General features: G+C 75.2%; 15 protein-coding genes and 1 riboswitch. Of the genes, 6 read left to right on the top strand and 9 right to left on the bottom strand.

The genetic code is table 11. The features are described 5' to 3' along the window. Positions 1 to 13: 13 nt before the first annotated feature. Positions 14 to 1,174, bottom strand: coding sequence for a DUF2332 domain-containing protein (locus B073_RS0117805; protein ID WP_018539437.1), 1,161 nt, complete (start codon positions 1,172 to 1,174; stop codon positions 14 to 16). Between the two features lie 422 nt (positions 1,175 to 1,596). Continuing rightward, positions 1,597 to 1,743, top strand: a riboswitch (cyclic di-AMP (ydaO/yuaA leader). 11 nt (positions 1,744 to 1,754) lie between these two features. On the opposite strand from B073_RS0117805, the gene B073_RS0117810 reads away from it, so the two are divergent. Both B073_RS0117810 and B073_RS0117815 read left to right on the top strand, forming a co-directional pair. Further along, entirely contained in the window at positions 1,755 to 3,032 is a 1,278-nt protein-coding gene (locus B073_RS0117810; protein WP_018539438.1) for a M23 family metallopeptidase, read from the top strand. Positions 3,033 to 3,153: 121 nt separating this feature from the next. Then, a complete protein-coding gene (locus B073_RS0117815) occupies positions 3,154 to 4,119 on the top strand; it encodes an aldo/keto reductase (protein ID WP_018539439.1) in 966 nt (321 codons plus the stop codon). Between the two features lie 124 nt (positions 4,120 to 4,243). Here the strand turns inward: B073_RS0117815 and B073_RS0117820 are convergent, their stop codons facing one another. The 5 genes from B073_RS0117820 to B073_RS0117840 form a co-directional block, all read right to left on the bottom strand. Then, positions 4,244 to 4,546 (bottom strand): hypothetical protein, encoded by a 303-nt coding sequence (locus B073_RS0117820; protein ID WP_026247493.1) that lies wholly within the window; start codon positions 4,544 to 4,546, stop codon positions 4,244 to 4,246. Between the two features lie 81 nt (positions 4,547 to 4,627). Next, positions 4,628 to 5,929 carry a PrsW family intramembrane metalloprotease gene (locus tag B073_RS0117825; protein ID WP_018539440.1) on the bottom strand — a complete coding sequence of 434 codons (1,302 nt, stop codon included), beginning with the start codon at positions 5,927 to 5,929 and terminating at the stop codon, positions 4,628 to 4,630. A gap of 95 nt (positions 5,930 to 6,024) precedes the next feature. Beyond that, positions 6,025 to 6,879, bottom strand: a complete 855-nt coding sequence (gene trmB / locus B073_RS0117830) for a tRNA (guanosine(46)-N7)-methyltransferase TrmB (RefSeq protein WP_018539441.1) — start codon at positions 6,877 to 6,879, stop codon at positions 6,025 to 6,027. Positions 6,880 to 7,068: 189 nt separating this feature from the next. Continuing rightward, positions 7,069 to 8,316, bottom strand: a complete 1,248-nt coding sequence (gene lhgO / locus B073_RS0117835; protein WP_018539442.1) for an L-2-hydroxyglutarate oxidase — start codon at positions 8,314 to 8,316, stop codon at positions 7,069 to 7,071. A gap of 216 nt (positions 8,317 to 8,532) precedes the next feature. Beyond that, positions 8,533 to 9,981, bottom strand: coding sequence for a hypothetical protein (locus B073_RS0117840; protein ID WP_018539443.1), 1,449 nt, complete (start codon positions 9,979 to 9,981; stop codon positions 8,533 to 8,535). 689 nt (positions 9,982 to 10,670) lie between these two features. Between B073_RS0117840 and B073_RS0117845 the strand changes: the two genes are divergently transcribed. Then, positions 10,671 to 12,743: an asparagine synthase-related protein gene (locus tag B073_RS0117845; protein ID WP_018539444.1), complete on the top strand. Its 2,073-nt coding sequence runs from the start codon at positions 10,671 to 10,673 to the stop codon at positions 12,741 to 12,743. 600 nt (positions 12,744 to 13,343) lie between these two features. On the opposite strand, the gene B073_RS0117850 is transcribed toward B073_RS0117845, so the two are convergent. Both B073_RS0117850 and B073_RS0117855 read right to left on the bottom strand, forming a co-directional pair. Beyond that, positions 13,344 to 15,293 (bottom strand): sigma-70 family RNA polymerase sigma factor, encoded by a 1,950-nt coding sequence (locus B073_RS0117850; protein ID WP_018539445.1) that lies wholly within the window; start codon positions 15,291 to 15,293, stop codon positions 13,344 to 13,346. Positions 15,294 to 15,559: 266 nt separating this feature from the next. Further along, entirely contained in the window at positions 15,560 to 16,360 is an 801-nt protein-coding gene (locus B073_RS0117855) for a TetR/AcrR family transcriptional regulator (protein WP_026247495.1), read from the bottom strand. 436 nt (positions 16,361 to 16,796) lie between these two features. Here B073_RS0117855 and B073_RS0117860 point away from each other — a divergent pair, with 436 nt between their 5' ends. Both B073_RS0117860 and B073_RS0117865 read left to right on the top strand, forming a co-directional pair. Continuing rightward, complete coding sequence (locus B073_RS0117860) at positions 16,797 to 18,194, top strand: NAD(P)/FAD-dependent oxidoreductase (RefSeq protein WP_018539447.1); 1,398 nt, start codon at positions 16,797 to 16,799, stop codon at positions 18,192 to 18,194. A gap of 295 nt (positions 18,195 to 18,489) precedes the next feature. Continuing rightward, positions 18,490 to 20,247, top strand: coding sequence for a SpoIIE family protein phosphatase (locus B073_RS0117865; RefSeq protein WP_018539448.1), 1,758 nt, complete (start codon positions 18,490 to 18,492; stop codon positions 20,245 to 20,247). A 118-nt stretch (positions 20,248 to 20,365) separates the two neighbouring features. Here B073_RS0117865 and B073_RS0117870 read toward each other — a convergent pair whose 3' ends face one another. Continuing rightward, positions 20,366 to 21,655: an MFS transporter gene (locus B073_RS0117870; RefSeq protein ID WP_018539449.1), complete on the bottom strand. Its 1,290-nt coding sequence runs from the start codon at positions 21,653 to 21,655 to the stop codon at positions 20,366 to 20,368. 194 nt (positions 21,656 to 21,849) lie between these two features. Here B073_RS0117870 and B073_RS0117875 point away from each other — a divergent pair, with 194 nt between their 5' ends. Then, positions 21,850 to 22,410, top strand: a complete 561-nt coding sequence (locus B073_RS0117875; RefSeq protein WP_018539450.1) for a MarR family winged helix-turn-helix transcriptional regulator — start codon at positions 21,850 to 21,852, stop codon at positions 22,408 to 22,410. The last annotated feature ends 396 nt before the right edge of the window (positions 22,411 to 22,806 follow it).

Raw genomic sequence — 22,806 nt, forward strand, 5'->3', positions numbered from 1 at the left:
GGCGCCCGGGCGGCTACGGCAGTGCGGGGCCGAGCCAGCGCACGTGCTGACCGTGCGGGCCCGTCAGGGCGACCGGGCGCTCGTCCAGGGCGAGGGTCAGCAGCAGGGCGTCGTCCGGCTCCGGGGAGCGGTGCTCCGGCGCGCTGATCCACGGGAGCACGCTGTGGTGCTCCTGGGAGATCCAGTGGCCCCCGCCGTCCCGTTCGGCGAGCAGCGACCGCACGAGGCGGGCGAACTCCTCGCGCCGGGCGGGCGGAAGGTAGTTCAGCACCGAGCTGTGGAACACCACGAGGGTCGCCTCGGGCGGCGCCTGAGCGGCCAGCGCCGGCAGCTCGTCGATCAGGTCGCCGCGCACGAGGACCGGGCGCGGCGCGCCCCGCACCGCCTCGACGGCCGCCGAGAGCCGCGCCGTACGGGCCTCGTCACCGGGCCAGACGAGGGCGCGCAGCCAGCGCAGGTCGTCCGGCTCGCCGACCGGGTCGAGCGGGTCCAAGTCGATGCCGCCGCGCCAGACGATCTCGGGCAGCGCGCCGGGCAGTGCCGCCGCGCCACCGTCGCTGCCGGGCGCGGGGCCGCTGGTCCGGCAGGTGAAGGTGACCGGGCTGTCCGGGGCACCGCCCGTGAGGACCGTGCCGCCTTCCCCGCCGTCGCTCCCGTAAGGGCCGTACTCCCCGGGCCGCCCCTCCTGGACGTAGCGGTAGCGATAGCGGTCCGGGTGCAGGCACAACCCCGCCGAGGTGCCGACCTCCAGGAGGGCCAGCGGCTGCGGCAGACGGGCCAGCAGGGGCAGCAGTGTGGCGCAGCGGGCCGGTTCGTTGGTCTGGGTGGCGCGGCTCATGATCACCGCGCGGACCTCGTCCCAGTGCCGGATGGTCCACTCGCGCCAGCGCCCGTATGCCGACTCCCCGCGCGGCCCCGACTCCGCGTGCGGGCCGTCGAGATGGCGCACCGCGGCGAGCAGGAGGTTGGGCTGCTGCTTGTTGCCGGCCGGCAGCGACGCCGCGAGCAGCTCGCACAGCTCGTCGTCCCCACCGATCCGGGCGGTCAGCTCCTCGTGGGCGTCGGACCGGCCGCGCGCCTGCCGCCGGGAGAACTCCCGGTACCTGGCCGCCACTTCCTGCGGGCTGCTGACGGAGTTCCCGGCGTTTCCGGTGTTCGCGACGTTGACGACCATGAGGTGACGTTATCGTCCTCACGCTCCGTGATCGCGAGGCGTCCCTCCGCATAACGACTGGCGCACAATCGTCGTGAGATCGTTTGGCCGGGCGGCGTCAACTCGCCCCGTTTGTGGCCGAGATGGCGGTAAAAGTCCCCACCAGGGTTCCTGTGGGTGGCTTGCGGAACGCCCGCGGATTCGTGGGAACGCTTGGATTTCCCTCGCCGTCTCTATTACTGTCCGATAACGGAGCGCGGTCGTCCCAGCCGTCGCCAGTGGCGGCACCGTGCGCCGACGCCGAATCCTGTACGCGCTGTTCCCGCACGTCCAGAACGCCCCTCATGTCACCCGCCCGAGCCAGTGGTTCGAACGGTGCGACCCGTGCCCTCGACCCGTGTCGACTCGCCCGGATCAGCCGGTTTCGCGGGCGCTGTCGGGTCCGCCTGGAATTGCCGGGAATTGAGTCGAGGGAACCGGGGAACCACCATCTTGGGGTGAATCGGACGCCTCTCGCCAGGGGGTGCCCGTAGGAGACCTTCCTGCTCCGAACCCGTCAGCTAACCCGGTAGGCGAGAAGGAAGGAAAGGAGAACGCCCCCGTGGCGTCCAACAGGCCCGCCCCGCACGGCCCGTCCACCTATGGCCTCGGCGGCCCCGCCGACTTCGGTGGCGCGGTCGGTCCCGGTGTCCCCGCCGGGCTCGGCGTCCCCGCCGGTGCCGGCTCTCCCGTCGTGCCGGCCCAAGCCCCGTCGGCCCAAGTCCCGTCCGCTCACGTCGCGTCGGCCCAAGTCCCGTCGTCCTACGAGGAATTGGTGGACGGCCTGCCGCCTCAGGAGCCGGTCTTCCACGGCCAGTCCTCCCAGGCGGCCCAGGTGTCTCAGGGCGAGCCGGCCCTCGGCCTCGACGGCGACGGTGACGCGGACGACCGGCTCCCGGGCGACGAGGCGGGCGACGGCGAAGCCGGCCGCTCGATCCGCGGCAAGCACCGGGTGGCCAGACCGCGCACCGGCGGCCTGGCGCGCGGCGGTACGGCGCTGGGCGTCGGCGTGATCGCGGCGGTCGGTGCGAGCGGGGTGGCCGCGGCCGAGGGCCGGCCGCCGGTGCCGATATCGATGCCCGACCCCGGCGGGGCGGTCGACGACACCGCCGCCGGGACGCACCAGGACGCGCCCGCGACGCCCTCCGCCGCGGCCGCCGGCAGCACCGCGGCGCCCTCCCGGGCCGGTGCCGCCCCCGAGGCCGCCGGGGACACCCGGACCGCGGGCCCGGCCGAGGCGCTGCGCCACCGCATCCTCCAGCAGGCCGACACCCGGCAGGGGGCCGCGGAGCAGGACACCGTCCCGCAGGCGGCCGAGGACGCGCCCGGCCCTCAGCAGGAGGCCGCGGAGCCGACCGCGGCGGAGGCGGCGCAGCCGCAGGGCGCGGCGGCCGCGGAGACCGGGCACCCGTCGGTGGAGGCCGGGCACCCCGGCCACCAGGCGACCACGGCCGTCGCCCCGATCTCCTCGTACACCCTCGGCACCGGCTTCGGGCAGGCCGGTGACCGCTGGGCCGCGGAGCACACCGGGCAGGACTTCACCGCCCCGACGGGCACGCTGGTCAAGGCGGTTCAGGACGGGACCCTCACCCAGGCGGGCTGGGCCGGCGCGTACGGCTACCGCATCGTCCTCACCCTCGACGACGGCACCGAGCTGTGGTTCTGCCACCTGTCCTCGATGGTCAGAACGGCGGGCCGGGTCCACACGGGCGACGTGATCGGCCGCGTCGGCGCCACCGGGAACGCCACCGGTCCGCACCTCCATCTGGAGGTCCGCCCGGGCGCCGGCGCCCCGGCGGACCCGCTGCCCTGGCTGCGCGACCGCGGGGCCGCCGTCTGACGGACCGGCCGGCTGCCCATCGCCCGGTGGGCAGCCGACGCGCGCGCCGGGCCGGGCACTTGGGACGCCCCGGCGGGCCCGCGCGGGGAACATCCTCCGGCGCCCCGGCGTTCTACGGATCATGAACGTGACGCACGCCCAGAGCTCCACCCCCGCCCCGAAGCCGCTCGGTTCGCTGTCCGTCTCCACGCTCTGCCTCGGCGGCAACGTCTTCGGCTGGACCGCCGACGAGGCCGAGTCCTTCGCCGTGCTGGACGCCTACGTCGCCGGCGGCGGCAACTTCATCGACACCGCCGACGTGTACTCGGCATGGGTCCCCGGCAACAAGGGCGGTGAGTCCGAGACCGTCCTCGGCAACTGGCTCGCCTCCCGCGGCAACCGCGACGACATCGTCATCGCCACCAAGGTCGGCGCCCACCCCGACTACAAGGGCCTGTCCGCCGCCACCATCAAGGCCGCCGTCGACCGCTCCCTGAGCCGCCTCCGCACGGACCACATCGACCTCTACTACACCCACTACGACGACGAGTCCGTCGAGGTGGGCGAGTTCCTCACCGCCCTCGACGACCTCGTCACGGCGGGCAAGGTCCGGGAGATCGCCGCCTCCAACATCTCCGCCCGGCGCCTCCAGGAGTCGCTGGACTTCTCCGACCGCGAGGGCGTGGCCCGTTACGTCGCCCTCCAGCCCGAGTACAACCTCGTCGCCCGCGACCGCTACGAGGGCGAACTCGCCGACGTGGCCGCCCGCAACGGCCTCGCCGCCGTCCCGTACTACGCGCTCGCCTCCGGCTTCCTGACCGGCAAGTACCGCCCGGGCGCCGACGTCGACAGCGCCCGCTCCGAGAAGGCCGCGCACCATCTGGCCACCGACCGCGGCCGCCGCGTCCTGGCGGCCCTCGACACGGTCGCCGCGGCCCACGGCGCCGAGCACGCCACCGTCGCCCTGGCCTGGCTCGCCGCGCAGCCCACCGTGGCGTCCCCCATCGCCAGCGCCCGCACGGTCTCCCAGCTCCCGGCCCTCCTGGCCGTCCAGCAGCTCGTCCTCACCGACGCCGACCTCGCCCTCCTCACGGAGGCGTCGGCCTGACGCGGCACGGCGGCCGTCCCGGGCCCGGCCGTACGGGCCCGGGACGGCCGCCGTACACGCGGCGCGCGCGGTGCGGGGCTGTGCGGGGCACGGTGCTGCGCCCCGCACGGCCGCCGGCCCGGCTTCAGCCGCGCCGGTCCGCCACCGCCCACGAGGCCAGGGCGACCCCGCCCGCCACCGCGAACACCGACGGCCACGCCCCGATCTTCTTGGCCAGCGGGTGCGAGCCCGCGAACGCCGCCACATAGGCGCCGCTCAGCGCCGCGGCCGCCTTCGTACCGGCCTTCTGCTGCCAGCCCCGGGCCGCCACCGCCCCGGCCGCCGCCAGCGCGACCCCGCCCAGCGGCCGCTTCTTGGTCCACCGGGCCACGCCGTAGCCGCCCACCAGCCCCGTGGCCGCCACCACGCTCGTCGGTATCCCAGCCATCGCAGAATCCTCCCTTGTACGGACAACTCCCCTGAGCCTACGCGCGGTCCGCGGCCCGCGGCCCCGAGGGAGCACGGTCGCTCACGGTTCCCGGTCGGGCTCCTGGGACGGTGCCGCGGCGGGCCCCGGCATCCCCGCCCCGCCCGCCCACGCCTGGAGCAGCGCCGGGCCCGCCCACGCCCGGTGGCGCCACAGCCCCTCCAGCAGCTCGCGCTCCCGGGCGGCGAAGTCCGGCGGCGGCCCCGTCAGACGGGCGCGGCGGCGGTGGAAGGAGAGCGCGGTGGCCAGGGCCACGTAGCCGGTGACGGCGCGGGCGGCGGCCGGGCCGTGGGCGCGGCGGGCGATGTCGCGGGCCAGCGCACGCGTACGGAGGGAGGAGAGCGCGGTGGGCTCCGGCGCGGCCAGCCAGCCGGTGGCGACATACGGGGCGAGATGCTCGCGGACGGAGAGCAGCTCCTGCCGGCGGGCCCACAGCGCCAGCCAGGTCAGGGCCAGCAGGACCGGGACCATGAACAGGCCGTAGACGCTGAGGAAGCCGGCGTCGCCCAGGTCGGAGGCGGCGTTCCAGATGCCGTGCAGCAGGACGGCGGTGGCCAGGCCGAGGAGGACGAGCCCGGCGCGGGCCCGGCGGCGCCGCGGATAGCGGGCCGCCGCCGCCCCGACCGCCAGGCCGGTGAGGATCGTGAAGAGCGGATGCGCGAACGGGGAGACCACGATCCGCACGAAGAAGGTGCCGGCGGTGAGGGAGTCCAGGCCGGTGTGGCCCATGGACTGGTCCTCGCCGAAGGCGCTGCCCAGATAGAGGACGTTCTCGGTGAAGGCGAAGCCGGTGGCGGTGATCCCGGCGATCACGATGCCGTCGGTGATGCCGTCGAAGTCCCGGCGGCGGAAGCGGTAGAGCAGCAGGACGGCGGCGGCCTTCATCACCTCCTCGACGATCGGGGCGATCACCGTCGAGCCCCACGCCTGGGCCTCGGTCGGCGACGCCGAGGCGATGTTGTTGGCCAGCCAGTCGGTGGCGAAGCCGTTGGCCAGGACCGCGACCAGGGTGGCCGCGCACGCCCCCCAGGCGAAGGCGAACGCGAGGTTCCGCCAGGGCTCGGGCTCGATCCGGTCCAGCCAGCAGAAGGCCGCGATCAGCAGCGGCACCGGGAAGACGGCCAGCCCGACACCGACCAGAAACCCCTCGGTACCGGTCTGCCGCCGCACTATCCCGAGGATGAGCACCCCGGAGAGCGTGAGCAGCGCGGCCAGTGCGACGGCCCGGACGGTCCTGCTCTGCCAGGGCGCGGACCAGCGCCGATGCCCCCGGTGGGCGTCGGCGGACGTGTACGGCGACGGGCCGGCGGCGTGCTCGGGGAACGGCGGCGGGGACGGGTACACCCGTCGACCCTAGCGAGGGCGGCGGACTGCGGGCATTCGGGTTTGCCGGGCCCGGACCGTGATCTTCCGCGGGCCGGGGCCCCGGGCGGCGGCCGTCAGCCCCGCCGGCGGAAGAGCAGGTCGTGCACGACGTGCCCCTTGTCCAGCCCCTGGCCCTCGAACTTGGTGAGCGGCCGGAAGTCGGGCCGGGGCGCGTAGCCGGAGTGCACGTTCTCCAGCGTCGGCTCGGCGGAGAGGACCTCCAGCATCTGCTCGGCGTAGGGCTCCCAGTCGGTGGCGCAGTGCACCAGGGCGCCGGGCGCGAGCCGGGTGGCCGCCAGCGCCACGAACTCGGGCTGGATCAGCCGGCGCTTGTGGTGGCGCTTCTTCGGCCAGGGGTCCGGGAAGTAGACGCGCAGGCCGGCGAGGGAGCCCGGGGCGAGCATCTCGCGCAGCAGGATGATCGCGTCGCCGTTGGCCACCCGGATGTTGGACAGGCCGTTCCGCTCCGCGAGACCGAGCAGATTGCCCTGGCCGGGGGTGTGCACATCGCAGCCGAGGATGCCGGTGCCCGGATCGGCGGCCGCCATCTGCGCGGTGGCCTCGCCCATCCCGAAGCCGATCTCCAGGACGACCGGCAGCCCGCCGAAGAACGCGTCGAGATCGAGGCGGGAGAGCCCGTCGACGTCCACGCCCCACGTCGGCCACAGCCGGCGCAGGGCCCCCGCCTGGGAGGCGGTGACGCGGCTGCGGCGCGGCTGGAAGGACCGGATCCGCCGCTCGTGGTGCGAGCCCGCGGGGTCGGCCGCCGGGCCCGTCCCGTCGGGGAACATCGGGGCGCCGCGCCGGGGCACGGCGGCCGAGGCGGCGGTGGCGCCGAGCGGGCGCGCGGCGGCGGGCACCACGGCGTCCGCGCCCGTGGCGGCGGCGTCGGGGGCGGTGGTCTCGGGGGAGGCGGGATTCTCGGACACAGTGGTGTCGATTCTACGGACGCCGCCGCGGCGGACGGGAACGCCGCCGGCCGTCCCACGGCCCGGCACCCTGGCCGACGCCCGTACCCGCACCACGGCACCGCCCCGAACGCGCAGGTCGGCGCCCCACCGCCGGACCCACCACCGGCCCCCGCCGGCAGCCGCACCGGGGCCCGCCCCGGCGGCCGCTCACCCCGCGAGGCCCCCGTCCATCGCCGCCCCCTCCGGTATCCCCAGCAGTCGCATCACCCGCCGGGCCACCTCCCGCCCGATCGGCAGGGAGGCCGTCGCCGCCGGGGACGGGGCGTTGAGGACGTGGATCATGCCGGGGGACTCGGCGAAGAGGAAGTCGTCGACAAGGGTGCCGTCGGGCAGCACCGCCTGCGCACGCACCCCGGCCGGCGCCGGGCGGAGATCCTCCTCGCGGGCGGCCGGCAGCAGCCGGCGGACCGCGTCCGTGAAGGCGCGGCGGGACAGCGAGCGGTGCAGCTCGCCCGCGCCGTAGCGCCAGTGGCGGCGGGCTATCCGCCAGGAGCCGGGGTAGCCGAGCGTCCCGGCGAGCTCGGCGGGACGGACGGTGCGCCAGTCGTAGCCCTCGCGGGCCAGCGCGGGCACGGCGTTCGGCCCGATGTGGACGGAGCCGTCGACGCCGCGGGTGAGGTGGACGCCCAGGAACGGGAAGGCCGGGTCGGGGACCGGGTAGACCAGGCCGCGGACCAGGCCGGCGCGCTCCGGTGCCAGGGTGAAGTACTCGCCCCGGAACGGGACGATCCGCATGCCCGGGGCGTCGCCCGCCAGCCGCGCCACCCGGTCGCAGTGCAGCCCGGCGCAGTTCACCAGGGCGCGGGCGCGGTAGACCGTGCCGCCGGCGGTGCGGACCGCGACCCGCCCCGGCCGCCGGGCGATCGTGGTGACCTCCTCGCCGAGCACGACCCGGGCGCCGTCCTCCTGCGCGAGACGGCCCAGCTGCCGGGCCACCGCACCGAAGTCGCAGATGCCGGTCGTGCCCACATGGATGGCGGCCAGGCCGCGCACCTCGGGCTCGTACTCGGCGATCTGCGCCGGCCCCAGCTCCCGCACCGGCAGGCCGTGCTCCCGGCCACGCTGGATGAGGCCGTGCAGCCGGGGCAGCTCGGCGCGCTCCGTGGCGACGATCAGCTTGCCGGTGACCTCGTGCGGGATGTCGTGCTCGGCGCAGAACTTCACCATCTCCGCCGACCCCCGCAGGGCGAAGCGGGCCTTCAGCGAGCCCGGCGGGTAGTAGATCCCGCTGTGGATCACACCGCTGTTGCGCCCCGTCTGGTGGCGGGCCGCGCCGTCCTCCTTCTCCAGCACCACGACGCGTATGCCCGGCGCCGCGCGCGTAAGGGCACGGGCCGTGGAAAGCCCCACGATCCCGGCACCGATCACCAGCACATCGCAGTCGTACGCCGCCACTGCACCTCCCCAACCGCATGACCGCCGGTCCGCCCCTCGCCGCGGGCCCGCGCGTCAACGCCGACGACGTAGTCCATCATGACGGGCCCCACCGACAATCCGCAGTGACCTGCCTGACCTGCGGCGACAGACCGCCCGACGACGCCCCCGGCGACCGCCGCCCAGCCCCCTGCCCGTGGGCCCCGCCGACCGCTCCCTGCCCGGCCCGCGCCGCCGCTATGCCGGCGCCGCCAGCAACGGCCGCGCCCGCTCGCGGAGTTCGACCACCCGGGGCTCGTCCCCGTACGGCTCCAGGCGGTGCAGCAGATCGCGGACGTACTCCGTGGTGCGGGCCGACGAGATCCGCCCGGCGACCTCGACGGCCCGCGCACCGGCCGCGCAGGCCGCGTCCAGATTGCCGGACTCCAGTTCGGCGACGGCGGACACGACGAGGCGCAGCCCGTGCGACCGGACGAACTCCTCCGTCGGCCGGGACAGCGCCTGCTCGGTGAAGCGCCGCACCTGACGGGGCAGCCGCAGATCCCGATAGCACTCGGCGGCGTCGGCCGCGAAGCGCTCGTAGGAGTAGAAGTCGAGCCAGGACGGATCCGGGTCGCCGCTGCGGGACCGCTCCAGCCAGCCCTCGGACGCCTTCAGCGCCACCTCGCAGGCCCGCGCCTCGCCGGCCTTGGCCTGTGCCCGCGCCTCCACCAGGCGGAAGAAGCTCATGGTGCGCGCGGTGGCCAGCCCGCGGTTGCGCTCCAGGGCCGCCTGGGCCAGATCCACGCCCTCGTCCGCGAACCCGCGGTAGGTCGCCTGCAGGGACATCGACGCCAGCACGTACCCGCCCAGCGGGACGTCGGCGGCCGCCCGGGCCAGCCGCAGCGCCTGGATGTAGTACCGCTGGGCGGCCTCCTGCTGGCCGGTGTCGAAGGCCATCCAGCCTGCCAGGCGGGTGAGTTCGGACGTCGCCCCGAAGAGCGCCCGCCCCACCTCGTCGCTGTACGAGGCGAGCAGCAGCGGCGCCGCGTCCACCCGGAGGCACTCCGGCACCATGGACGAACGCCAGTCCCCGCCCCCGTACTTGGAGTCCCAGCGCCGGGCGTCCTCGGCCGCCTCGCGCAGTTTGGTGACGTCACTGTGGCCGACGTGCTGCGGGACGCCCGCGTCACCGGCGGCCGCGGCGTCCTTCTCCCGCGCCTCGGCCGCCTCCCGCGCCACCGAACTGTCGGTCGGCGATATCAGCCAGCGGGACGTGGGGGTGGCGTACGCGCTGACGGCGAAGGATCCGGCCAGGCTCTGCCAGATGCCGCCGCCGCTGCCCCGCCGCCCGGCGAGATCGAGACGGTACAGCTCGGTCGCCGAACGCACCGCCGCGCCGACGTCGCGAGGGAAGGCCAGCCCCACTTCGGGCGCCGGATCGGCGTCGGCCAGCCCGATCTCGTGCAGCGGTACCGGGCGCCCGAGCTTGCTGCCGATCGCCGACGCGATCAGATGGGGCGCGGCGCCCTGGGGCACCATGCCCTTGGAGACCCATCGGGCCACCGACGTCTTGTCGTAGCGAAGCGTCAGGCCGCGCTGCGCGCCGAGGTCGTTGACCCGGCGCGCCAGTCCGGCGTTGCTGATCCCCGCGAGGGCGAGAACGGTGCCGAGCTTTTCGTTCGGCCCGCGTGTATTGCTGGACATGCGCACCCCTCGACACAGCGACAGCCGCCCCGTACCCCGGGGCATGCGTCCACCCAGAGTAGTTCGCCGGATCCCTACCGTTAAGAGTCGGTGTCTTGTATGGCGAGATTCGTGTTCAAACGGGGGTGCGGGAATTGGCATGTGCTCCGGGTACGTGTGCCCATGCGCCCGTGCGTGCGCGCTGGCCGCTCAACATCCCCCGCGCTTCGATGAGTTCTGCGTGGGTCGGCCCGCTGCACTGGATCCAGTGGGCTGGGGGACACCGCCACCTCATTCCCCGCGGGTGGCGGTCCGGTCCGGGAGGCGCAGCCCGCTTCCCGGACCGTCGCGGGACCGGGCCGGACCCGGTCGCCGCGACGCACGGCGCCGTGGCCCCTCGCGGCGTCCGCGCGCCAACTCGTCGGCCGCGTACGGAGTTTGGCCGAAAAGCGACGGGTGGTGCTTTCACGCCGTCGGCCGCCCCGGGGGCCACACGGGGGGCCACCCGGGGCCGCCGGCGCGCGCCCCGCCCACCTCCGGGGCACCGCACCACCCTTGTGCGCCGCCCGCCGCCCACCTGTGTCCGGGCCTCCGCCGCCACTTCCCACCGGCCACCGCCATGGCAGCATGGTCCGCACGACAGCTGGGGAATCCGCTGTGCGGGGCGGTCCTGGCCGCCCCGGCGGACGGGGAATCGGGTGGAGGCGGCGATGCGCTGGCTGGTGGGATGGAGCAGTGCCGCGACCACCGGCAAGGAGAGCCGGACGCTGCTGCCGGTGGGCGCCCAGCTCCTGTGGGGCGACCCCGATCCCCTCTGGGCGGTGGGCGATTGGCGGCCCCACGAGGTGCGCGTCGTCCAGTCCGACCCGGAGACCCGGCTCGCCGTCCTCGGGGTCTGCGGCGCCACCGACGACCAGCTGAAGGTGGGCCTGCTCGCCGCCCGCGGGGGCGCGCTGCGGCACCTCACCGCCTGGCCGGGCAGCTACACCGCCGTCGCCCGGGTGGGACGCCGGATCACCGTCACAGGGGACCTGGCCGGCGCCCGCCCCGTCTTCCACACCCGGTGGGCCGGCGGAACCGCCTTCGCCACCGCCGCCCTGCCGCTCGCCGACCTCGTAGGCGCCGGCCTCGACGTCGGCCACCTCGCCGCCCGGCTGGCCTGCCCCGACGCCCCCGAGGCGCTGGGCACCGGCACCCCCTACGACGGCGTCCGCCGGATCCCGCCCGGCCACGCCCTGGTGCTGCGCACCGGCAGCAGCGAGACCGCCTCCTACGAGCCGCCCGCCTCCCTGGCCGTCGCCGCCCCCCAACTCGCCCCGGAACAGGCCGTGAACGGCGTCCGCGAAGCCCTCGTGGAGGCCGTCCGCGCCCGCCTGGCGGCCCCCCGCTTCGCCCCCGACCCGGACGGGCCCGACCGGCTCGACCCCGGCCCGGTGCCCGGCATGGGCCCCGCGGAGCGGCGCGCGGCGCGCGGCGGCCCCGCCCCCGGCATCGGCGCCGACCTCTCCGGGGGCAGCGCCTCCGGCACGCTCGCCCTCCTGGCCGCCGGCCTCCCCGGACAGCCCGGCCGGATCAACGGCCACGGCGAGCGCCTGCTGGCCGTCACCTTCAACGACCGCGCCGCGCACGGCGACCGGGCCCAGCACGAGGCCGAACTGGAGCGCGCCCGCGGCCTCGCCGCCGACCCCCGGCTGCACCACGTCGTCGTCGCGGCCGGCGAGGAGGCCCTCCCGTACACCGGCCTGGACGCCCTCCCGCTCACGGACGAGCCGGGCCCCTCGCTGACCCTCGCCGCCCGGCACCGCAGACGCCTGCTGTCCGGCGGCGCCGACCACTTCGTCGGCAACGGCGCCCGCCAGGTCCTCGACGCCCACCCGGCCCGCCTCGCCGACCTCCTCATGGACCGCCGCCGCCGCCATCTGCTGCGCCCGGTCACCGCACTGGCCAGGGCCGACGGCCCGTCCGCGCACTCGGTCCTGGTCCCGTTCACCGTCTACCGCGCCGCCCGGAAGCTCGCCCGCACCCCCTACGCCACCGGGATCGCGGAGGCCGCGCGCCTCCTGTTGGAGCGGCGGTTCGCCGACGAGCCGGTGGCCGCCGGCGCGGTGGACGCCTCACTGGCCGCGCTCACCTGGTGCCGCCCCGGGCCCGCGGCCCGCTGGCTCACCGGCGAGGCCCTGGCCGAAGTGTCGGTCCGCCTCGGGGACGCCGCGCACCGCTCGCCCGCCGCCGGCCGCCCCGGCGAACGGCGGGCCCGCGCCGCCCTGGCCCGCCAGGCCGCCGACCACCGGGTCTTCGAGCAGGCCGCCGAGGTCCGCAGCCAGCGGCTGCACGCCCCCTTCCTGGACAACCAGGTGGTGCTCGCCTGCCGCGCCCTGCCCGACACCCTCCGGGTCCAGCCCGACGCCCGGGCATCCGTCCTGCGCTCGGTCCTGGCCGGCGCCGGCGTACGCGACCTGCCGCCCGGCTGGGGCGCCGCCGCCCAGCACACCCACAGCACCGCCGCCCGCGCCGGCCTGCGCGCCGCGGTCGGCGAACTGCTCCGGCTCTTCGACGCACCGCTGCTCGCGGACGCCGGGCTGATCGAGGCACGGGTGGTCCGCAGCGCGCTCCGGGCGGCGGCCGACGGCGCCCCGCTCCCCCTGGACGGCCTGGCCGAACTCGCCGCCACAGAACTGTGGTTGCGCCGTCTGCTGGCCCGCCGCGGCTCGTGCTGGACCGGCGCCGAGGCACCGCGCCAACGGGCGCTCGCCGGGGGCGTCCCCCGCGCACGGCTCACCTGAACCGCCCACCACCCGTCCCCACCGCCCCGGAACGCCCCTCCCCACTGCCCGCCCCTCCCGCCGCCCTCCCCGAGGGCGGACATCCGGCGCACCCCCACCCCCCGGTGCGCCCGGCAGAACAGCGCCGACCTCCGGCGCACGACGGGCCTGCACACGCCGGCATTCCCTGGAGGTTGCGCCATGGGCGCTCTACCGGATGCCTCTTGAGGGCATACTGCGACCCGGTTGGCTCCGCCCGCCTCGTCCCAGCGGCCGGCCACGTCCCCGGTGGGCTGCTACGGCCGGGGGCTCACCAGGCCCCAGTGGGCTCACTGCGTCCCGGCGGGCTTACTACGTCCTGGCGGGCTCACTACGTCCCAGTGGACAGCTAACGGGAGGGGCCGGGGGCGGAGGGGGTTGTTGCCGGACGTAAAGCGCAGCAGTCCGGCAACAACCCCCGGAGCCCCCGGCCCCGGCACCACAGACGAACAGGGGCCCCGAGGAACAGGGGCCGAGGAACAGGCCCCGAGGAACAAGGGTCGACGAGCAGGGGCCCCGAGGAGGGGCCCGGACGAGGGCCTCAGAGGCAGAGCCCGCCCCACACCAACAGACCCCCACCCCTCACCGACAACTGATCCGCGCCCGCGCCCAGTCCCCCAGCGCCACCAGATCGCCCGCCCCCCACGGCTCGACCACCAGGCGCAGCGTCTTCCGCCCCACCAACGGGACATGCACCGGCACCGCCGCCGCCCCGCCGCGCACGACCGCCGACCGCCACAGCCGCACCCCGTCCGCGTACACCGAGAAGCGCAGCGCACCCAGCCCCAGGCCGAGGTCGTCCACGCCGGCCACCGCGTCGTACGCCGTGCACTGCCGGTTGAGGTCGATGACCACCGAGGACGAGGCGTGCACGCTCACCCCGTAGGGGTAGACCGTCCCGCCGATGCTCGGATGGTGCCGCCGCCACAGCCAGCTGCTGTCGAGCGTCCGGACCTCCGGCCCCGTGCCGTCCCCCGCGAAGTCGTAGTCCAGCGCGTCGACTTGATAGGTCGTCGTCGGCGGCGTGGGGACAGGAGTCGGCGTGGCTGTCGGCGTCGACGTAGGCGTCGGCGTCGGCGTGGGCATCGGCCCAGGCGTGGCCGAAGGAGCCGGCTTCGGCACCACCGGAGTGGGCGTCGGGGCGGCCGGTGCACGGACCGCCTCGGACGCCGCCGGGGTGGGCGTCTGCGTGGGCGTCGGCGTCGGCTCGGGCACCGGCTTGGCCCCCGGGGCGCCGCCCGGCGCCCGCGGGGTGTGCGACGGCGCCGGGGCGGGCACGGCCGACGGCCGCGGCTGCGCCCGCGGGTGCGGCGCCGGCTCCGGCGACCCGGCCAGCGCGATCGCCAGCGCCGCGCCCGCCGCGACCACCAGCCCGGCCCCGATGCCGATCTTCACCGGCGCGGCCAGCCCCTCGCCCGCGGCCGCCCCGCCGGCGCCGCCCGACGCCCCGGAACCGGACCCCGACGCGGCCGCAGCCGCCCCGGCCCCGGCGACTCCGGCCACCGCGGCGGCGCCCTTGACGGCGTACCCCGCCGCGAACCAGCCGACGACCGCGACCGGCAGCAGCGCCCCGATCCGCTCGTTGACGTCCGCGACCTCCAGCGCCGCGCTCCGGCACCGCGCGCACTCCTCCAGATGCTTGCGCAGCCCCCGCTCGGCCCGCATCCGGAGCCCGCCCCGGGCATACGCGCCGAGCCGGTCGGCGTACCGCGCGCAGGCGCCGCCCGCGGTCAGCGACTGGCTCACATGCGCCTGCAGATACGCCTGCTTGAGCCCTTCCCGGGCGCGGTGCGCCAGCACGGCGGTGGCGTTGGCGGTCAGCCCGAGCAGCGGCGCGACCTCGCTCGGCGACTCGTCCTCGACGGTGGTGTGCCACAGCACCGTCTGATAGCGCTCCGGCAGGCTGCGGAACGCCTGCACCGCCAGGGTCTGCTCGGCCTCGTGCATCGCCCGCACGTCCGCGCCCGGATCCAGGGTGTCGTCGTCCAGCGCCGCACCGGCCGCCGACACCGCGAACACCGCGAAGTCCTCGACCAGTTGCTCCCGCCGGGCGGTTTTCGCCCAGTGCGCAGCGACCCGCCGGACGGTCGTCAGCAGATAGGCGCGGACCGCCGTATCCGGCCCCGCCCCGCCGCGCACCGCCTGGAGGGTCCGCGCGAAGACCTCGCCGGTCAGGTCCTCGGCGGTGTGGGCGTCCCGGCAGCAGCCGCGCGCGTACCGGCGCACCGCCTCGGCATGCCGGCGGTACAGCTCCTCGTAGGCGCTGTCGTCCCCGGTCCGCAACGCGGCGACCAGCGCGGCGTCGGACGGCGGCAGCCCCGCCCCCCGCTCCTCGGCCGCCCCGTCCGCCGGCTCGTCGGAGGGCCGCTCCGGCCGCCGGGAGCGGCTGCGCTGCGCCGGCACACTGGGCCCGGTCTCCTCCGTGCCGTCGCCCGGGGGCGCCGCGGCCGGCGGCCCGGCCTGGCCCGGCACTTGGTCCGACGGCCGTTCCGCGCTCTCGTCGCGCCGCTCGTCCCGCCCGTCAACACCCATCGCCCAGGCCCCCGAAGCCGCCGTCGCACCGCACCACGGCGCAAGCGTGCCACACCCGCCGCCCGGGCTTCAGGGCTCGGGCGGGCAACCACTCCTCCGGGGCGGCCGCACTGGCGTTCACCCATACGGGACGGCCGTCCACGGCCGGCGCACCCGGGGACCGCCGCCCCACCGGGAGGCCCCGCACCCGGGACCCCCCGACGCGCACACCGGCTCCACGGGAGCGCGCCGTGCGGCACCCCCACCGTGGAGCCGGCCGCCGCACCTCACCGGGCGGGACGCGACCGCAGCCCTTCCAGCAGGATCTCCAGCAGCCGCGCGGACGCCGCCTGCTGCTGCCCCGGATCGGGCAGCGCGGGCGCGCCCGTGGCGATGACCAGCAGCACATCGGAGACCGTGACATCGGCCCGCAGCGCACCCGCCGCCCGGGCCCGCTCCACCAGCCGCCCGACGACGTCCAGCAGCGCCTGCCCGCCGGCCGTCGCCTCGGACTCGGCGCCCGCCCGCGGCGCATCCGCCTCACCGGGCGCCACCCGCTGCAACGGCACCCGGGCCTCGGTGCCGCCCTCCGGCAGCCGCGGCTCGCCCGCACCTCCCGGCGCCCGCTCCTCGCCCGCGTCCACCCGCAGGATGCCCGGCGGCAGCAGCCGCCCGGCCCCCGAGGCGACCGACGTCCGCAGGAAGCGCGCCAGCGCCGACCACGGGTCGTCCTCCTGGCCCAGTGCGGCCCTCGCCTGCTCGGTCAGCCGGGCGGTCTCCTCCTCGGCTATCCGCCGGACCAGCACGTCCTTGCTCGGGAAGCGGCGGTAGACCGTCCCCACTCCGACCCGGGCGCGGCGCGCCACGTCCTCCATCGGCGCGCCGTACCCCAGCTCGCCGAAGACCTCGCGGGCCGCCCGGAGCACATGCTCCAGATTGCGCTGGGCGTCCACCCGCAGCGGTGTGCTCCGGCCGTTGGCGCCGGTCGCCGCGCCCGTTCCGTTGCCGTTGCCGCCGGTGCCGTTCGCACCGTCGGAGGCGGCGGTCACCGTGAGCGCCGCCGACCATTGAGAGCCCTGAATGTGCATAAGTGATCCCCCGGTAATGACGTCTCCCCCCGGAGACTCCCCGCCCTGACGGTCGGGGCCACCCGACGAGAGGGTGCACCCCAACGACATACGAACATAGTTGAGCCCGCGTCAAGATTGAAGGGGGCGCTCCGCACCCCGTGCCCCCCGATCGGCCCAATGGCCCCGATCCGCCCCGCTCGCCCGTCCTTCCACTCCGCGCCAATCTCCGCCTGACCAGCGTACTTCGCACCGCTCGGCCGGAATGTCCGACTCCGCACCGCCGCCCGCCGCGGACATACTTTTCGCCCCGCCTGTGGACAAAGGCGTTCCGGCAGTGCGTCATGGAACAGTGCTGTGCGCGCCGGGGGCACAGCGCCCGACGGTGGCCGCGCCGCCCGCCCGGCCGCCCGCTCGGTGGCGCCCCGGCCTGGTCGACACCGTGAGGAGAACCTCTGTGAAGACTGCGTCCTCGGAGCATGCGGATGCCGTGGCGCGCATCCTGGTGGTCGGCGGCGGCTACGTGGGGATGTACACCGCCCTGCGGCTGCAGCGGACGCTCCGGCAGGAGCTGCGACAGGGCACGGTCGAGATCGTCGTCGTCGACCCCGAGCCGTACATGACGTACCAGCCGTTCCTGCCGGAGGCCGCCGCCGGCGCCATCTCCCCGCGCCATGTCGTCGTCCCGCTGCGCCGCGTCCTGCCGCACTGCACCGTCGTCATCGGCGAGGTCACCGCCCTCGACCACGACGCGCGCACGGCCACCATCTCCACCCTGGCCGCCGAGCAGGCCGGCGCCGCCGCCCTCACCTTCGCCTACGACGAACTGGTCCTCGCGCCCGGATCGGTCTCCCGCACCCTCCCCGTCCCCGGCCTGGCCGACGTCGGCATCGGCTTCAAGACCGTCGAGGAGGCCATCGGACTGCGCAACCACGTCCTCGAACAGCTCGACATCGCCTCCTCCACCCGCGACCCCGAGATCCGCGACGCGGCGCTGACCTTCGTCTTCGTCGGCGGCGGCTTCGCCGGCGTGGAGGCCCTGGCCGAGCTGGAGGACATGGCCCGCTACGCCGCCCGCTACTACCACAACGTCCGCCCCGAGGACATGAAGTGGATGCTGGTCGAGGCGACCGGCCGGATCCTGCCCGAGGTCGGCCCCGACATGGGCCGCTACACCGTCCGCGAGCTGCGCGCCCGCAACATCGACGTCCGGCTGGAGACCCGCCTGGAGTCCTGCGAGAAGCGCGTCGTCCGGCTCAGCGACGGCTCCCGCTTCCCCACCAGGACGGTGGTGTGGACCGCCGGCGTCAAACCGCACCCCCTCGTGGCCGCGAGCGGGCTCCCCCTGACCGACCGGGGCCGCCTCAAGTGCACCGCCGCGCTCCAGGTGGACGGCGTGGCACACGCGTGGTCGGCCGGCGACGCCGCCGCCGTCCCCGACCTCACGGCCCCGCCGCCCGCCACCCCCGACGCCCCCCGCGCCACCTGCGCCCCCAACGCCCAGCACGCCGTCCGCCAGGCCAGGGTGCTCGCCGAGAACCTCACCGCCGCCCTGCGCGGCGGCGAGCTCCGCAACTACGAGCACGCCTACGTCGGTTCGGTGGCCTCGCTCGGCCTGCACAAGGGCGTCGCCCACGTCTACGGCCGCAAACTCAAGGGCTACCCGGCGTGGTTCATGCACCGCGCCTACCACCTCAGCCGGGTGCCCACCTTCAACCGCAAGGCCCGGATTCTCGCCGAATGGACCCTCGCCGGACTCTTCAAGCGCGAGATCGTCTCCCTCGGCTCGCTGGAGAACCCGCGCGCCGAATTCGAACTCGCCGCGGGCACCGGCCGGCACAACGAAACCAGCTGACCGGCCGCCCCACCAGGGACGTTGACCACCCGCCCGGCTGCCGCACGCCGGCCGCCCCGGCACCGTGAACTACGCCCCGGCGCCCGGCGTCTGACGGAAGACCGTCCGGTCGGCCACACTGGACGTGTGACCATGGGTGGGCTCGTATCTGCGAAGAGTGACAATCACGAGGATTCAGGACGTTTGCTGCATTCCGCCAGAGGGTGCCGATCGTGCTCCCCGCCCCGCCCCGGGGCCTGCTCCCACACCGACGGCCCGACCCCGCGCGACGACGCGAAGTAAGAGGTACCCCTCCGTGATCTTCACGCGCTGGAGCGCCAAGTTCCCCGGCACACAGCGGCGCACCGCCGCCCGGTCCGACCGCGCCGCCACCCCGCCCGCAGGACCCACGGCGCACCCCGCCGCGCCCGCCGGCACCGACGACGCGCCCGCCGCCGTCCCCGCCGCCCGCGCCGAGGACCTCACCGGCGAGGACACCCCGCCGCCCGCCGCGCCGCCGACCGTCGACGCGCTCTCCGTCCACGACATCCTCGGCACCATCCCCGCCCTGGTCGCCGTCGTCTACGGCCCCGAGCACCGCATCGCCTACGTCAACAGCGCCTACGCCGGCGTCTTCGGCCCCCGCCCGGCCGGCCGCACCGCCCGCGAGGCCCTCCCCGAGCTCGGCGAACTGGGCCTGCTGCCCCTGATGGACCAGGTCCTGCGCAGCGGAAAACCACGCACCGTCAAGTCCCGCAAGGTCCCGGCCGGCGCCGGCGGCGACCGCGCCCGCGACGGCTACTACACCTTCACCTGCACCCCCATCGAGGTCGCCGCCAGCGGCCCGGCACCCGACCCCGAGGTCGCCTGCGTCGCCCCGCACAAGGGCGTCCTGGTCTTCGGCGCCGAGGTCACCGACCAGATCGAGTCCGCCGAACGGCTGCGCGCCAGCGAGGCCCGCCAGCGCGCCGCCGCGGTCACCCTCCAGCGCTCCCTCCTGCCCCAGGAACTGGAGCAGCCCGACGACCTGCGCGTCGCCGCCACCTACCAGCCCGGCGGCACCGACGCCGCGGTCGGCGGCGACTGGTACGACGTCATCACCCTCGGCGCCGGCCGCACCGCCCTGGTCATCGGCGACGTCATGGGCCGCGGGGTGCGCGCCGCCGCCGTCATGGGCCAGCTCCGCACCGCCGTCCGCGCCTACGCCCGCCTCGACCTCCCGCCCCACGAGGTCCTCCAGCTCCTGGACGGCCTGGCCGCCGAGATCGACGCCAGCCAGATCGCCACCTGCGTCTACGCCGTCCACGACCCCAACGAGGGCCGCCTGGTCTACGCCTCGGCCGGCCACCTGCCGCTGCTCGTCCGCGACGCCGACGGCACCGTCCGCCGGGCCGCCGAACCCACCGGCCCGCCGCTCGGCACCGGCGGCTGGCTGCACACCTCCGGCTCCATCCCGCTCAGCCCCGGCAGCAGCGCCGTCCTCTACACCGACGGCCTCGTCGAACGCCGCGACAAGGACATCGACGACGGCGTCGCCGCCCTGGAGCGCGCCTTCGCCGGCGCCACCGGCACCCCCGACATCGTCTGCGACCGGCTGCTGCGCTCCCTGGGCATCACCGCCGCCCACGACGACGACGTCGCCATCCTCGTCGTCCAGAACCCGGTCCGCACCGGGCACGACGCCGAGCTGTTCCACAACGCCGCCCTCGAACTCCACGGCGGCACCGAGGCGGCACCCCGCGCCCGCGCCTTCGCCTCCGGCGTCCTCGCCTCCTGGCGCTTCTCCCCGGAACTCCACGACCTCGGCGTCCTGGCCGCCAGCGAACTCGTCGCCAACTCCCTCCAGCACGGCACACCGCCGATGCGCCTGCGGCTGCGCCGCACCGACCGCCGCCTGATCATCGAGGTCACCGACGGCGACGACCACCTGCCCCGCCGCCGGCGGGCCGAGCCCGTCGACGAGACCGGCCGCGGCATCTCGATCGTCGCCACCATCGCCTCCGCCTGGGGCTCCCGCCGCACCCCCGGCGGCGGCAAGGCCGTCTGGTGCGAATTCGCCCTGCCCAGGGGCTGACCCGGGACCGCAAGCCGAGGCCCGGCCACGGACCGAGCCCGCCCGCCGTCCCACGACCTTTACGGCGCCCGGCCGGTGCGGCGCCGCGTCACCGGCTAGCACCGCACCGGCCCGCACCTCACACGGCCGCGGCCACCGGATCGGCCTCCGCCCGCTGCGCGGGCACCGCGACCGCCCGGTGCGGCTGGTCCTGGGCCGGGCTGAGCATCCGCCCCAGCTGCAGCGCCAGCACCGTGATCCCCACCGCGCACGCCACGAGCATCGCGATGTACGCGACATACATCCCGTGCCCGACCATCAGCGCCCCCACGGCCGGCCCGACCGCCAGCGCCAACTGCTTGACCAGCGCGAACGCCGAGTTGTACTGGCCTATCAGCGAGGCCGGCGCCAGATCCGCCACCAGCGGCGCCACCGTCGGCGACAGCAGCGACTCCCCGATGCCGAACAGCGCGTACGTGGAGATCAGCAGCACGGTCGCCACCACCTGGCTCCCGTGCACCAGCCCGGACAGCCCGGCGGCTATCCAGGCCACCGTCCAGACCATGCCCACCAGCGCCATCACCCGGCTCCGGCGCCGCCGCTCGACCAGCTTCAGCACCACGAACTGCGCCGCCACGATCGCCGCCGTGTTGGCCGCCAGCGCGATCCCCAGCGTGGCCGGCTCGATCCGGGTGACCTCCGTGGCATACGCCGCCAGCCCCGACTCGAACTGCCCGTAGCAGGCGAAGAACAGCACGAAGCCCAGCACGCACAGCCACATCATCCGCCGGTCGCCGAACAGCGCCCGCCAGGCACCCCTGGCCCGCTCCTCGGTCGGCACCGCGTCCTCGACCTTCGGCGCCCGCGGCAGCCGCACGGTCGCGATCGCCGCCCCCAGCACCAGGAACATCACGGCTTCTATGGCGAACAGCCGCACAAAGCTCGACGCATGCGCCTCGTCGACCAGCTGACCACCGACCAGGCCGCCTATGCCCAGCCCCAGGTTGTTCAGGAAGAACTGCGTGGCGAACGCCCGCGACCGGGTCACCGTCGTCGAGCACCACACGATCATCGTGGCCAGCGCCGGCTGGATCACCGCGATACCGGCCCCCAGCGCCACCGCCGACGCGACGACCATCGGCTCGGACTCCGACAGCCCTATCCCCAGGGACCCGACGGCGGCCGCGACCGTACCGGCGACGGCCACCGGCAGCGGACCCCGCCGATCGATGGCCCGCCCGGTCAGCGGCAGCACGACCAGCGCGGAGATCGCCAGCATCGCCAGCACCACACCAGCCGTACTCGCACCGAGATGCCGCACGTTCGCCACGTAGACGTACAGATACGGCACGGTGAAGCCGTTGCCGAACGCGCTCAGCGCGTTCCCCAGCTGGATCCGGCGCAGCGCGGCGCCCATCGCGGTGGTCACACTCACCTACCTAGGTCAGGTCATGAAGACGGATACGAGCCGGAACCCCGAGCCGAGCAGAGAAGGCGCCCGCGACGCCCGGACGTCCAAGGCCGGACAGTCACACCCTCAAGACTTCAACTCTAAAGTTCGAAGCTAAAGACTACACGACGAAGAACTTCAACGCCAATGACTTTCGTGTCATACTGCGCCGCATGTCAGAGCCCTCAGATGCGGCCACCGGCGGCACCGAGCCGAGCCTCGAGGAACAGATCGCGGCCTACCAACGCGAGTTCCAGGACCTCGACCCCCAGGTGGAGCAGGTCGTCTCCGCACTCCAGCGCCTCAACCGGCGGATGAACGTCGCTTACGGACGGCAGACCGCCACCCTCGGCATCAGCAACGCCGAATGGGAGGTCCTCAAGGCCCTCGTCGTCTCCGGCGCGCCCTACCGCATGGGCCCCGGCGAACTCGCCAAGCGCCTCGGCCTCACCCCGGCCGCCATGACCCACCGCATCGACCGACTGGCGAACGAGGGCCTGGTGACCCGCGAGCGCGACGAGACCAACCGCGTCCGCGTCATCGTCGAGCTGACCCACGAGGGCCGCGAGAAGTGGACAGAGGCGATGCGCATGGCGACGGTCTTCGAGGAGGACCTCCTCCAGGACCTCTCCGGCGAGGAACGCCGCGTCCTCGGTGACGCGTTGACCCGCCTGCTGCGCCGCGTCGAGGACACCCAGCCGGACGCCGACGGCCGCCTGAGCGACCTCGACTGACCCCGGTTTGACACGCCCCTGGTCGATCCGTAGTGTTCTCCGAGTTGCCAACGAGCCGGAACGGTTCTGTGGCAGCCATTCCGCCGCTTCGCGGCAACTCACTACTGCACGGCCCCTCAACGGGACTGAATTCCGCATGCCGAAATTCGTTCCGGGCGTCTGATTAGGCGTCACCGAGGAATTCCGCTAAAGTAGTGAACACCCCGCCGACAGGGGAATCGGATCGAAATTCGAACCGCCCGCAACTCACCGAGAAGCGGACCGGAACGGAAAGAAGATCTGATAAAGTCGGAAAGGCCGAAAAGCGAAAGCGAAACGGCCGACCCCGCTCCAGCAGGGGGCCAGAGACGGAAACGGATCTGGTAAGGTTGGAACCGCGAGAAAGCCGAAAGGCCG

This window comes from Streptomyces sp. MspMP-M5, assembly GCF_000373585.1.
Lineage (GTDB): Bacteria > Actinomycetota > Actinomycetes > Streptomycetales > Streptomycetaceae > Streptomyces.

Coding starts and splice junctions, on each gene's coding strand:
- B073_RS0117805 (WP_018539437.1), bottom strand. CDS start 1,174: ATGGTCGTCAACGTCGCGAACACCGGAAACGCCGGGAACTCCGTCAGC.
- B073_RS0117815 (WP_018539439.1), top strand. CDS start 3,154: ATGAACGTGACGCACGCCCAGAGCTCCACCCCCGCCCCGAAGCCGCTC.
- B073_RS0117820 (WP_026247493.1), bottom strand. CDS start 4,546: ATGGCTGGGATACCGACGAGCGTGGTGGCGGCCACGGGGCTGGTGGGC.
- B073_RS0117840 (WP_018539443.1), bottom strand. CDS start 9,981: ATGTCCAGCAATACACGCGGGCCGAACGAAAAGCTCGGCACCGTTCTC.
- B073_RS0117845 (WP_018539444.1), top strand. CDS start 10,671: ATGCGCTGGCTGGTGGGATGGAGCAGTGCCGCGACCACCGGCAAGGAG.
- B073_RS0117850 (WP_018539445.1), bottom strand. CDS start 15,293: ATGGGTGTTGACGGGCGGGACGAGCGGCGCGACGAGAGCGCGGAACGG.
- B073_RS0117855 (WP_026247495.1), bottom strand. CDS start 16,360: ATGCACATTCAGGGCTCTCAATGGTCGGCGGCGCTCACGGTGACCGCC.
- B073_RS0117875 (WP_018539450.1), top strand. CDS start 21,850: ATGTCAGAGCCCTCAGATGCGGCCACCGGCGGCACCGAGCCGAGCCTC.